Genomic DNA, 14,283 nt, shown 5'->3' on the forward strand with positions numbered 1-14,283 from the left:
AGTAAAAAAGAAGGGTTTAAAATTTAGAATCAAAAATTAATGATCAGAGTATTCATATTATTCTTCGCTTTGGGTTTGGCATTATCATGCAAACCAAAGACTGAATATGATTTGGTAAAAGAAAGAGAACTCACTTCAGGGAAAATTGAGGAAGATCTTTTTTTGGATATCCGTTTTGGAATGGGCCGTAAAGAGTTCTATGGCACCTGTTGGGAACACAACAAAAATGGGATTTTGGTAAATGGTGACCATTACCTTCAGATCCAATACCTGCCAAAAGTGTCCTCGGGAAAAAGTGTTGTGATGAATTTTTACCCTGAATTTGAAGAAGACAAGCTATTTTTCATGCCCATGGAGTTTGGATATACACAGTGGTTTCCGGGAAATGAGGAATTTACAAACGAAAAATTAATCGTCGATGTAGTTGATCTTTTGGAATCCTGGTATGGGGATGGATTTTTTGAAGTTTCTGACAAAGACAAAAAAATAAGTGCTATGGTCAAAATAGACGGAAATAGATTGATCAGAGTCTTTAAAAAAAATATCAATACCATTCGGGTCGAAATCCTTGATTTACGTGTAAAGGATATCACCGAAATGACAAAAAAAGTAGAAGATGCATCTTAATAAATCCCTCTCTGTTTCCTTTTTGATCATCGCGGCATTTGCCTCCTGCAAGCCATCTGAATCTGAAAAAAAGGAAACCCTATTTGAAAAAATCGAATCCTCTACCTCAGGCGTCAACTTCCGGAACGACCTTCCATTTGATGAAAAATTCAATATTTTCACCTACCGAAATTTCTACAATGGTGGTGGAGTAGCTTTGGGTGATGTCAACAACGACGGTCTTATTGACATGTACCTGACGGCCAATTTGGGGGAAAACAAACTTTATCTGAATGAGGGCGATTTTAAGTTCAAAGATGTCACTGAAACCGCAGGAGTAGCCGGTACCCGTGCATGGAGCACAGGCGTGGCCATGGCAGATGTCAATGGCGATGGCTATTTGGATATATATGTCTGCAATTCAGGAGATATTGCCGGCGATAACAAACAGAATGAGTTATTTATCAATAACGGAGACGGCACTTTCACAGAAAAAGCCGAAGAATTTGGCTTGGCAGATCAAGGATACTCTACCCATGCAGTATTTTTTGACTATGACAATGACGGGGACTTGGACGTCTACTTACTCAACAACAGCTACCAATCCATCGGAAGCTTCAATAAAATGCAAAATGAACGTCCAAAAAGAGATCCTGTCGGTGGTGATAAATTATTCAGAAATGACGGTGAAAAATTCTCAGATGTTTCTGAAGTAGCGGGGATATATGGAAGTACCATCGGATTTGGGTTAGGTATCACCATCGGTGATGTCAATCAGGACGGTTGGATGGATATTTTCATTTCCAACGATTTCTTTGAAAGGGACTATCTCTACATCAACAATCAGGACGGAACATTTACTGAAAGACTGACCACTTACATGCGTGCCATCTCAGCAGCCTCCATGGGGGCTGACATCGCCGATATCAACAACGACGGACATTTGGACATATTTGTCACAGAGATGCTTCCCGAGCCGTCAGAACGCCTCAAACAGATCACGACATTTGAGAGCTATGACAAGTTCCAATTCAATGTCCAACACGATTACCACTACCAATACACGAGAAACATGTTCCATATCAACAATGGCGATGGGTCGTTTTCGGATATGGGAAGACTGGCCAATGTGGAAGCGACAGATTGGAGTTGGGCAGCATTGATGTTTGACATGGACAATGATGGTTTGAAAGACATTTTCGTGGCCAATGGTATCTATAAGGACTTGACGGATCTGGATTACCTCAATTTCATCGACAATGATGAAACCAAACAGAAAATCATCAGTAAAGCCGGTGTAAACTACAAAGCATTGGTAGACCCGATGCCCATCAATCCAATCTCTAACTACGCATTCAAAAACAAAGGAGACCTTGTTTTTGAAAATGTCATCCACGAATGGGGAATGGGAGATCCGATCCATTCCAACGGTTCAGCTTATGGTGACCTTGACAACGATGGCGCCATGGACCTTGTCATCAACAATGTCAACAATGAGGTCCTGATTTATAAAAACAGGACCAAAGAATTCGAACCCGAGAATTCATTCCTTAAAATCCAACTTATCGGTAAGGACAAAAATACTGCTGCCATCGGCACCCAGGTGAGGTTGGTAGCTGGTGAACAGGTTTTTTATCTGGAACAGATGCCCAATAGGGGTTTTCAATCTTCAGTGGATCCAAGATTGAATTTCGGTTTGGGAAAAATAAGTAGGCTCAATGAAGTACAAGTCAGGTGGCCGGACGGAAAAATTACCTTGCTCAATGATGTAGCTTCTGATACCACTTTGGTTTTGGAATGGGAAGATGCCAAAGAAGCAACGGAAGGATCTGCCTTTTTTGAAAAGCCTGCAAGTCAGATTTTCTCCAAAATTGATCCCAGTACCATTTTGAACTATACCCATCAGGAAAATCTCATGGTAGATTTTGACCGTGACCGACTTACCTACCACATGATTTCTACCGAAGGTCCAAAAGCAATTTGGGGAGATGTCAATGGAGATGGCCTTGATGACGCCTTCATCGGTGGAGCCAAAGGATTTGCCGGACAGCTTTTTATCCAAAATGCCAATGGAAATTTTAAGCCAAGCAATCAGAAAGTGTTTGAAAATGACAAATTCTCTGAAGATCGCGGTGGCGTTTTCTTCGATGCAAACGGAGACGGAAGTCTTGATTTGGTGGTGGCATCAGGAGGCAATGAATCCGGATTCGGTTCACCGGATCTGGCAGATAGATTGTATTTGAATGACGGAAAGGGAAATTTTAGCAAATCCGAAAACAGTGGCTTACAGTTTTTGACCAACAGCACTTCGGTCATCAGAACCTTAGATATCAATGGCGATGGGGCATTGGATCTTTTTGCTGGATCGAGGTTGGTACCATTTGTTTATGGAGTCAATCCCAACTCATCTATTTTGATCAATGACGGAAAAGGGAATTTTACGGACGGGACGGCACAATTTGCCCCCCAATTGAAAGATTTGGGAATGGTTACCGATGCCGCTGCGGTCGATTACGATGGCGATGGGAAAATGGATTTGGTGATAGTGGGTGAATGGATGGCCCCGACATTTTTTAGAAATACAGGCAATAAGCTTGAAAAAATAGAAATGCCTGAAATGAACCGGTATAAAGGGTGGTATCAGGCGATCTTGGTGGGAGATTTTAACAATGATGGTCAGCCGGATTTTGCCTTGGCAAACCATGGATTGAACACCCGATTCAAAGCCTCTGAAGAAAGTCCGATCAAAATGTATGTCAACGACTTTGACCAAAACGGTTCTGTAGAACACGTTTATGTCAAAAAGCAAGGTGAAAAACATGTTCCTTTCACACTGAAGCACCAACTCGAAGGTCAGCTACCTGGAATCAAAAAAAGATACCTGAAATACAGCTCATTCAATAACCAAACTTTGGAGGATATCTTTACTCCAGAACAATTGTCTCCTGCGGTTGTCAAAGAAGTGAATTTCCTTTCCTCGGCAGTATTGATGAATCAGGGAAATGGGAAATTTGAAATGAAACCATTACCTAGATTTGCGCAGCGCTCGTGGATGTATACCCTTTTGATCACAGATCTAAATGGCGATGGCAATCCGGATCTTATCATGGGAGGAAACCTGAGAGGTGCAAAACCTGAAGTAGGTCAATATGACGGAAGCTATGGAGAAGTATTGATTGGAAAAGGAGACGGCACATTTGACTATTGGACAAACAGAGAACATGGTCTAAGATTAGATGGTGAAATCAGAGATTTGAAAATCCTAGATCTGAAAGGAAAGAAAGTCTTGATGGTAGTCAAAAACAATGAACCCGTGGAATTTTGGAAAATAGAGAAATGATTTTTCCCGCAAAGACGCAAAGACACAAAGTTTTGAAGCTTAGAAATTTTGATTTGAAACCATCGGCCTATTTAGTAATAGGAATGTTTTATTTCATTTTTATAGGATTATTTTCCTGTTCCAAACCCAAAGAGGAGACACTTTTCAAACTTTTAGATCCCAAAGAAACCGGAATCGAATTCCGAAACGACCTGGTATCCTCCGAGGAGATGAACATTCTCGAATACCTGTACTTCTACAATGGTGGCGGTGTGGCTACAGGGGACATCAACAATGACGGTTTGGTAGATATTTATTTCTCCTCAAACCAAGGCGAGAACAAACTATACCTAAACAAAGGAGATTTCAAATTTGAGGATATCACCCAAAAAGCGGCGGTCACAGGCGATGGCGGATGGTCAACCGGAGTCACGATGGGAGATGTAAACGGAGACGGAATGCTGGACATTTACGTCACCCAAGTCGGGGATTACAAAGGCCTGACCGGAAAAAACAAACTTTACATCAATAACGGTGATTTGACTTTCTCTGAAAAAGGTGCAGCATATGGAGTGGATTTTGTAGGCTTTTCAACCCATTCACTGTTTTTTGACTATGACCAAGATGGAGACTTAGACCTCTATTTGCTCAATCATTCCATCAAAAAACCAGAAGTATTTTCCCATGCCGACACCAAATTCACGAATCAGGATGAAAAAGGAGGAGACAAACTTTTCAAAAATCTTTTGGCTGAAGGAGAAAACAGGATGGTTGAAGTGACCGAAGAAGCAGGAATTCTTTCAAGCAGCTTGGGTTTTGGGTTGGGTATAGGCATGGCTGACATCAATGGGGATGGTTGGATGGACTTGTATGTTTCCAATGATTTTACCGAGGACGATTACCTCTATATCAATCAGGCTGACGGAACTTTCAAGGAATCCTTGAAAGAATACATCTCCAACACAAGTCGATATAGCATGGGAAATGACCTGGGAGACATCAACAATGATGGCTTGTCGGATATTTTTACAACAGACATGCTTCCCTCCGATCCTCAGATCTGGATGAAGTCAGTAGGTGAAGACAAGCAGGAAGTATTTGATGTCAAAAAGCGTCTCGGCTACGGCGACCAATATGTCCGAAACCACCTCCAACTCAACCGCGGTGACGGGAGGTTCAGTGAAATCGGTCTCTTGACCAATACCTTTGCAACAGATTGGAGCTGGTCTCCCCTGATTTTTGATATGGATAATGACGGCCAAAAAGACATCCACATCACCAACGGGATAGTCAAACGCCCAAATGACCTCGATTTTGTCCAATACAGTCAGGAACCAAGCCCGGGTTTATCGGAAAAGGAACTCCAAGCGAAACAGATTGACATGTTGCCAACGGTCAAGCTATCCAATTTTTATTTTAAGAATGAAGGCAATCTGAAGTTTACCGATATGGCTAAAAAATGGGGACTAGACCAACTCTCCTATTCCAATGGTTCTTCCTATGCTGACTTGGACAATGATGGCGACCTTGACTTGGTCATTAATAATATTGACCAAGAAGCATTTCTATACCAAAACCAAACTGCTGCAAAACTTCAAAACCATTTTGTACAGTTTGATTTGAAAGGAGAATATCCAAATACTTTTGGGATTGGTACGCAGGTAATTGTGTATGTAGGAAAAGAAATATTTCACCAAACGCTGAGCACTTCTCGTGGATTCCAATCAGGAACGTCCACAACTTTGACTTTTGGTTTGGGCAAAAATCCTGCTATGGATTCGGTCGTAGTTGTCTGGAATGACGCAGATTCGGAAATTTTCCAAAACCTTGCCGTCAATAATAGACATCTATTGGAAAAAGGAAAAGGTGAAAAATCAGCTTTTCCCAACAAGGAATTCCTTCCCATATTGGAAATGACAGATCTTGGAATTGACTGGAAACATGAAGAAAATATTGATTTTGATGATTTTAGAAGGGAATACCTGATTCCAAGAAAGTATTCGACCGAAGGTCCTGCATTGGCTGTAGGAGATGTAAATGGTGATGGATTGGAAGATATTTTTTTTGGAGGAGCCAAAGGTCAGGCTGGAGTTTTCTATTTTCAGACCGAAGGTGGCAAGTTTGAAAAAAGTATTCAGCCTGTCTTTGACAAACTGAATATGGCTGAGGACGTGGTCGCAATTCTGGAGGATTTTAACCTTGACGGCAGTTTGGACCTTTATGTGGGAAGTGGCGGTAACGAATCTACGAGGAAAGAATTTTTCAATTTTGACAGGCTTTTCCTGAACGATGGCAAGGGAAATTTCTTCTTTTCCATGAATTCGCTCCCTCCTATTGCTGAAAATACCTCGACTTTCGCAGTCCATGATGTCAATGGCGACGGTGCCCCTGATATTTTTGTAGGATCCACTATTGTAACTGGGAATTATGGTGAAATCCCCAAAAGTTATTTGTTGCTCAATGATGGCAAAGGTCAATTTAAAGAAGCAACTACCACCTATTTCGGGGAAAATTTCCAGCCTGGAATGGTTAAAAAAGCAAAATGGGCCGACTTGAATAAAGATGGAACCAAAGAGCTCATCTTGTCTGGAGAATGGATGTCAGTCCAGATTTATCACCAAAACCCTCAAGGTAATTTCGAAATTGCCCAAGATGAAACACTTCAAATCCCCGGTTGGTTTTTTGGTTTGGAAGTGAAAGACCTGGACGGAGACGGGATGGAAGATATCTTGGTAGGAAACCTGGGATTGAATTCCAAACTAAAAGCAAGTCCCGATAAACCTGTTTGGCTTTACCACGGAGATTTTGATGAAAACGGGCAGGCTGATCCCTTGATTTTCCATTATATGGAAGGTCATTTGGTACCATTTGCCACCAGAGATGACCTGATCAAGCAGATCCCGGGCATCAAAAGAAAACATCCAAATTATGTGGAATACTCTAAAATCAAGTCTCCAGAAGATCTTTTGGAAAAGTTACAAATTGAAAAAGCTTCCAAATACCAAGTATACGAATTGAGATCCGGAATACTGTGGAACCAAGGTGAGAAAGGTTTTGAATTCAGTGAATTTCCCATAGAGACCCAGTTCAGTCCGTTGCATGGCTTTACCTCTTTCCAATCAAACGGAATCCAATACCTGCTGGGAATAGGAAATTTTCATGCATTCCGTAATGATTTTGGCAAAGCAGATGCCCAACCTTTGGTCCTGATGAAGCGGGAAAAAGGGAATTGGAAAACCATTCCAACAGGGATCAAGGGAAATGATTATTGGGGAGAATTCCGGGACATCCAAAAAATCAAAGTCGGAGAAAGTGATCTTTTGATAGCTGTCAGAAACAATGCTGCTCCTATATTTTTTAAAATTAGTCCTTAAAACCTGCTTAAAATCAGCCTATTTGCATTTTGAAAAATAGTGAATTTCAGGGAATAATCTTTAAATTTGAAGGTTCAAACCCACACCCTTTCCTCACGATCTTGAATTGAGGAATCGATATATAGAATAAAGGTCAAAGAGTTATAACCCATGAAAAGTTTATTCCAAAGATTACTCCTGATAGCTTTCCTTGCAAATCTCGGATTCGGATGTCAGGAAAAAAAAGATTATAAAAATGCCATTACTGATGGTTCTTACCAGATTGCAGCTCAGGACAAACTTACCACAGTCATCATCAATGATATATTTTCACCCCCTGTCGCAAGTAGGATTTATGCCTATTCTTCCATTGCGGCCTATGAAGTGACTGCCCTATCGGATTCCAATTACCAATCAATGATGGGACAACTCAATGGCTTTGAAAAGACCGAATTTGACACTACAGGTCAGGTATATTTTCCTTTGGCCTCACTTGCAGCTTACTACAAAGTCGCCACAGCTTTGATTTTTTCAGAGAATCTGATGACCGAACATAGGGATAAGGCCTATTCAGAAATCATGGAAAAAGGAGTTCCGGAAGAGGTTTTTGAAAGATCAATTAAACTTGGAGATGAAGTAGGTGCTCACGTGATTGCGTATTTCAAAAAAGACAATTACCATGAAAGCCGCTCATTCGAAAAATATACTGTGAGCAATGACCCTAGCACTTGGCAACCCACACCTCCTGCATATATGGAGGGAATTGAACCACACTGGAACAAAATCAGGCCATTTATATTAGACTCTGCTTCCCAGTTTAGAACAGATTTGGTTACAGAATTCAGTTTTGATCCTAAAAGTCAGTTCTACCAAGAAGCTGAATTCGTCTTCAATACCATAAATAATCTTACTCCGGAACAAAAAGACATCGCCATGTTTTGGGATTGCAATCCATATAAAGTCAATGTCAAAGGCCATGTGATGTTTGCGGAGAAAAAAATCACCCCTGGAGGACATTGGATGGGAATTGCTGCGATTTCCTCGAAAACCGCAGGACAGGACTGGAAAGGAACTTCAGAAACACTGGCATTTACAAGTATTGCCATTTTTGATGCATTTATTGCCTGCTGGGATGAAAAATACAAGACAAGATTAATCAGGCCTGAAACATACATCAACAGGTATATAGACGAAGATTGGTTACCACTATTGCAGACTCCTCCATTTCCTGAATATACAAGTGGACATAGTGTGGCATCCAATGCGGCTGCGGAAGCATTGACCAGTCTTTTTGGTGAGCCCTTCCATTTTGTGGATTCTACAGAAGTTAATTATGGTCTTCCCGTAAGAGAATTTGACTCCTTTAGACAAGCGGCAGACGAAGCAGCTATCAGCAGGCTATATGGCGGGATCCACTATATGCCTGCCATTGTCAATGGTTCTACAAAAGGAAAAAATATTGGTAACCATCTTGTGGAAAATGTAAAAACCAAATCTCCTTCATTTTCCCCAATGGCTGAAAACAAAAAATAAATTATTGATTTTCAATTGAAAGGGACAAATGATTGGATCATTTGCCCCTTTTTTGTTTTTATTCGTCGCTACAGACAATTTAAGTAATAGAAAGCCCTAATTTTGATACTCAAACAAGAATGCTTTTATGGATCTAATCCTCAAATACTTTCCAGACCTTACTGAATCCCAAAAGGAAAAATTCGCCAAACTTGGCCCTTTGTATGCTGATTGGAATGAAAAGATCAATGTAATCAGCAGAAAAGACATGGAACACTTCTACGAAAAGCATGTCTTACATTCATTGGGAATTGCCAAAGTGATTTCTTTTGAACCAGGTACGAAGGTTTTGGATATCGGGACGGGAGGAGGTTTTCCCGGAATTCCATTGGCGATCATGTTTCCCGAAACACATTTTCACCTAGTGGATTCGATCGGTAAAAAAATCAATGTCGTCAAGGACATCGCCAAGCAGCTCAAGCTATCCAATGTCGAAGCCCAACAGGTTCGAGCTGAAGATTTGGTGAGGAAATACGACTTTATTCTCAGCAGGGCTGTGACACGTTTTGCCAATATCCTTCCTTGGGTCAAAAACAAATTCAAAAAAGAAGATTTCAACGAACTTCAAAACGGACTGCTGCTGCTCAAAGGCGGTGATGTCGATGAAGAAATGGAAGAAAGAGAAGTCAGCTATGTCTCTTACCACCTAGACGATTATTTCCAAGAGGATTTTTTTGAGACCAAAAAAGTGGTCTATGTACCTTGGGAAGGGAAAAGGTGAGAAAAAGGGAAGTCAGGAAGTTTGGAAGTAGGAAGTAAGATCCAAAAAAAGGTTAAGCATAGAAAATAACTTATTCTTGTCATATCGACCAGATAGAGATATCTGTATAAAAGAAGGGTGGAAAGACGAAAAAGAAAATAAAGCTTTCCTTAATCCTTTTCAGGACTTCCGGTATTTGCATCTTCATCAAAATCACCTTTTTGGGTTTCAAAACTTGACCTGAAGTGAATATCCCTTTGAGGGAAAGGAATAACGATTCCTTCTTTTTTGAACAAGACATCAACCTTATTGATGATGTCCCCTTTGACAAATGGAACTTCAAGGTAATGCGTTACCCAAAAAGCAATTTCAAGATCTATTCTACTGTCACCAAATAGTAATGGAAGGACTCGTGGTACCGGTTGTTTATTAATCCGACCATCATTCATCAACATTTCTTTGATCAAATTGGATGCCTTTTCGAGATCTGTTCCATAAGCAACACCTACTACAATGGATACTTTTTTCCCTTTGCCCATGGTCCAGTTCACCAATTGTTGACCAAGCAAATCCCCATTGGGAATGATAATGCTTGCCCCCTCAAACATATTGACTACACTGCTTCTAAATCCGATCGATTTCATCACTCCGGGTTTTCCGTTGATTTCGATCAGGTCACCTACCTTGACAGGATTCTCAAATGCAATGATGACACCACTCACCAGGTTATTGAACAATCCTTGCAGACCAAGTCCTATACCCACTCCCAAAGCACCAAGTACAATGGTGATTTTGTCGAGTGGAATCCCTGATGCTGCAAAAGCCAAAAACAATCCCATACTGATAATAAAAATCTGCACCAAAAGAAGCCAACTGCCCAAACTGATGTGTTTTCTTTGGGCAGGTGAATTTGCCACATCCGGATCAGAACTGAAAAACGATACTATCCTTGACAAAAGTACCGAAACAACCAATATCACCAGAAATATAAAAAGTCCATTGATCGTAAAATCATAACTCCCGAGTGTCCTTGGGTCATTTAGAAAATTATTAAAATTACTTGTAATCAGGTGGAAGGTATAGAAATTCCTACCAACCAAAATAATCCAGCCGATACCTAGAAGGAAATAAAATATACCCGGTACCTTTTCTCCAATCCTATCAAAGTTTATGAAAAATAATTTTTTGTCAGGTTTATTGTACATGTTGGATGCCAATGCCAATACCTGATTGATCAACCTCACTGTCCATAACAAAATTATGCCTGCCACCACGCCCAAATAACCACTGACTAAGAGTGCTTTGGATAAATTAATGCTTCCAAAAAGATTGAATATCAGGGACAGAGTTTGCATAAAAACCATGTAGCCAACAAAATACAATATCCTTCTTTCCTTTAATTGGGCTCTTTTGTCATTCAGAAACAAAAAGCTGCCATATACCACCCCGATTATTGATAAAAACAAAATTAGAATTCTTTCAATTTTGGTGAATATCAGTATCAGGTTGATGGAATTTGAAATAAAAAAAACCAAAAGTACAACAATCCAAAAAGTCAGCCAATACCTAGATAAAAACCGAAAAAACAGCACCGTGAGCGCAAGTCCTGCCACCATCCAAAGAAAAAAGTGAAAAACAAACGGAGGAGAAGGGAAAAAAAACTGAAAGAAACCGATGATTATGATCAAAGCCGATAATAACGGGTTTTTGACGACAAGGTGTTGGTTGTCGCTTCCCTCAATCAATCCCTCCTCTTTTGCCCGGACTTTTAAATTGTGAATAAAATATGACAACAATAACACCAAAATTACCATCAACCCTATTCTACCTCCATACAATTGGAAATAAAGACTGAATGCAATGATTTCTTTTTCGTTTGAGATTTTGATGACCTCTTTGAAAGGCAAGTCAGAAAAACCAAGCCCCATAAATCCAAAAGTCTCTTTTGAAAATAATACACTGTTAAGCTCAGTACGTTTGGTTTCGATTTCCATTATCGAAGCTTCAAGTAAAATCAATTCTCCATCCACCCTTGCCAACAATTTATCCAGACTGTTTAATGTATTGTGGAGCATATTGAATGTCGGTTCGATCTCTTTCCCCACTAGGACAAATTTGGAAGCATAAGAGGCTGCAAGAACAGAATCCTTCGAAAATCTGTAAACCTCTTTGATGGCGGACAGGGAGTCTATCCTAAAACTCAGTTTGAAAAGTTCATCAGATCTGATTTCAATTTTCTCTTTTAAGGAAAGAGCGCTTTCCAGAAGTTCATTCAGAATAGCTCCGGAAACTCCCAAATTCCTGTCAGATTGAATGACAGAATCATCTTCAAAAACACCGGATAATACTATTTCTCTTTGTTTTTTTATTTGTTCGATCTGCCAGTCAATTCTTAATGAATCAACCCCACTAGCCATATACATCCGGGCATCTTGTATGGTGCTTTTTACATCTGCCATTACAGCTCTTTGAATTCCTTGGATTCTGGTTTCCTCAAATTCCTCCAGACTTTGGAGATATCCATTTTCACCTATCTTCTGAAGCTTTTTCGAATATTCAGATTGGGAAGTAGAATCTTGTATGACAGGTTGGGAGGAAAGGTTTCCCAAAGCATAACCTTCAAAAACCGATAAAAAAGCAATCAAAATAGAAAAAAATCGATAGGCTGCTTTAAGAAATTTGGGCCCTTTGCATATAAAGGAAGATATATAGTTCATGAAAATATCTGAATTCAAAATTTATTGGAGAATGTAAATCATTTGGTATTGAAAATAATCAATTGATCTAATAAATAATAAAATACATCCAAAATAGAAGAAGAACCGTCAAAAAAAATGGAACTGACCTAATCAATTCCATTTCTTCCAATTAGGCCAATAATGCCTGCTATTTTTTCCCATATCTTGAACCAAATGTATAAGGTTGGATTTTGAGAGGAATGGGTTTAACCTCCTAAAAAAATATTTTTTCGAGACATCTTTTTAATAAATTTCAATACCTACTCAAAACGAACATGAAACTTAGCAATTTTTGAAAAGCTTCTTCTTTTAAGTCTAAACCAAATAAAAAGGATCGAGATATGAGTCCAGGATTATTATAAAGAAACCTTAACAAATTTGATTCTTTCTCTATTCCATGTATAACAAAAAACCAGATATCCTTCATCGTAAATGATCGAAGGATACGAAAATTCATTTTTACCCTCTCCTTCTTCGATTATCTCCTTTACCGGCCAAGTTTTTCCATTATCAAAGGAAATTGCCAACTGCATCGGATAGCGCTTGCCCCAGTTTTCACCAACCGGATTATAGACCAATGCAATGGTTTCATCTTTGATCTTGACTAGGTCTATGCCGCTGTTATTGTTGGGCAAGTCCGTCAATTCCACAGGTGACCAAGTAAAGCCATTGTCCTTGGAGTCGCTCCTTCCGATTTTACCGGCAGAAGTTCTCAAAAGCATATGGATCATATTCGGCTTTGATTCCCAAAGTGCCGGTTGGATGACACCTTCACCGATTACCTGTTTTCTGTCCAAAATCAAAGTTTCTGAATTAAACCAGGTTTTACCTCTATCTTCGGACCTGTCCACAAATGCATTCCAAACCCTGTCTTTTTCCAAAGAAGCAGGTGCCAACCAAGTGCTGTCTGATAATACCAGGATATGGTTACGGACAGGTCCCCTCCCGCCACGGTCACCTTCCACCAGTTCTATCGCCTCTGACCATGTATCACCCCCATCTTCCGAATACTGCACCCAAGTCTCCCAATCGTCGATTTCCTTTCCAACTTTAAAATAGAGGTACAGTTTACCATCCGGAGCATTGAAAAGCACAGGATTCCAATGGGGATCATTTCTGACTTTGACCAGCATCTGTGGGGCTTTCCAGTTTCCGGGTTGGCCTTTGGACATCCAGATACCGACGTCATCGTTTTTCTCATGAGACCCTGCAAACCACACGATCATATATTGCCCATTTCCCAATTTCTCTATAGAGGAAGCATGGCATTGGGCAAAAGGTCGATCATCTCCAAAAATGAATTCATTGGATTCAATCTGATACTCAAAATACTGGGAGTATGCCGCAGTAGAAATAAAAAACATGGAAACAAAAATAACAAGCTTCATAGGTTGATCATTTTTTTCTTCAAACACTAAATCTTGGCAGGTTCAATTACACGATTAAAAACCGTCTATTTCTATCCCTGAATTGACATTCAAAAGATCGCTGATCACTTCCTCGTTGTCTTCAGGTGCAATGTAAACCTCATCATATTTCATTTTAATGACCAGGCCTTTGCTAGCCATAGCAGGCTTAACACCTGACCATGAAGCCTTGTTTTTTGTGATCCGGCTGATCTGATTTATTTCCAAATTACCTTTCAAAAAACCAGACCGATAGTGAAAAATGCCGTTTTCGATCCAATAGAAGGTACCAAAATAGATCCAATTTAGAAACAGAAACGGGGTCAATAAAAGTAAAAACATAAAAAGTGAAGAAAATCCAAATTGGCTATCATAGCTTATTTTTATAAATGGTAAAAATGCAAAGACCACCAACATCACCTTGATACCGACCCCCTTTTTTGCCTGATAAATTTTCATAAGAACAGTATAAGTTTTGGACAATTTATTGATTTTGGGACTTAAATAAAATTCTGGAATTTCCCCGACAATTTCCGCCACTCAAATAGCAGCTCCCGAGGATATGTCTTATTTTAGACCATCCAATTTT

8 protein-coding genes are annotated in these 14,283 nt (G+C 39.9%); 5 read left to right on the top strand and 3 right to left on the bottom strand.

Annotated features, from left to right (window positions below):
• The first annotated feature begins 39 nt into the window (after window positions 1–39).
• From NK987_RS10645 to rsmG, 5 genes are all read left to right on the top strand, one after another.
• On the top strand, window positions 40–627 hold the full coding sequence (locus NK987_RS10645; protein ID WP_259263831.1) for a hypothetical protein: 588 nt from the start codon (window positions 40–42) through the stop codon (window positions 625–627).
• Complete coding sequence (locus tag NK987_RS10650; protein WP_259263832.1) at window positions 617–3,946, top strand: VCBS repeat-containing protein; 3,330 nt, start codon at window positions 617–619, stop codon at window positions 3,944–3,946. Before NK987_RS10645 ends, NK987_RS10650 begins: the two co-directional genes overlap by 11 nt.
• A gap of 83 nt (window positions 3,947–4,029) precedes the next feature.
• A complete protein-coding gene (locus NK987_RS10655; protein WP_259263833.1) occupies window positions 4,030–7,299 on the top strand; it encodes a VCBS repeat-containing protein in 3,270 nt (1,089 codons plus the stop codon).
• Window positions 7,300–7,449: 150 nt separating this feature from the next.
• Window positions 7,450–8,811 (top strand): vanadium-dependent haloperoxidase, encoded by a 1,362-nt coding sequence (locus NK987_RS10660; RefSeq protein ID WP_259263834.1) that lies wholly within the window; start codon window positions 7,450–7,452, stop codon window positions 8,809–8,811.
• Window positions 8,812–8,938: 127 nt separating this feature from the next.
• Complete coding sequence (gene rsmG, locus NK987_RS10665) at window positions 8,939–9,571, top strand: 16S rRNA (guanine(527)-N(7))-methyltransferase RsmG (protein WP_259263835.1); 633 nt, start codon at window positions 8,939–8,941, stop codon at window positions 9,569–9,571.
• Between the two features lie 149 nt (window positions 9,572–9,720).
• On the opposite strand, the gene NK987_RS10670 is transcribed toward rsmG, so the two are convergent.
• The 3 genes from NK987_RS10670 to NK987_RS10680 form a co-directional block, all read right to left on the bottom strand.
• Window positions 9,721–12,267: a mechanosensitive ion channel family protein gene (locus NK987_RS10670; protein ID WP_259263836.1), complete on the bottom strand. Its 2,547-nt coding sequence runs from the start codon at window positions 12,265–12,267 to the stop codon at window positions 9,721–9,723.
• Window positions 12,268–12,644: 377 nt separating this feature from the next.
• Window positions 12,645–13,676 (bottom strand): sialidase family protein, encoded by a 1,032-nt coding sequence (locus tag NK987_RS10675; RefSeq protein WP_259263837.1) that lies wholly within the window; start codon window positions 13,674–13,676, stop codon window positions 12,645–12,647.
• Between the two features lie 54 nt (window positions 13,677–13,730).
• Window positions 13,731–14,153 (bottom strand): PH domain-containing protein, encoded by a 423-nt coding sequence (locus NK987_RS10680; protein ID WP_259263838.1) that lies wholly within the window; start codon window positions 14,151–14,153, stop codon window positions 13,731–13,733.
• Window positions 14,154–14,283: the final 130 nt, after the last annotated feature.

The organism is Aquiflexum gelatinilyticum, from assembly GCF_024813435.1.
Lineage (GTDB): Bacteria > Bacteroidota > Bacteroidia > Cytophagales > Cyclobacteriaceae > Cognataquiflexum > Cognataquiflexum gelatinilyticum.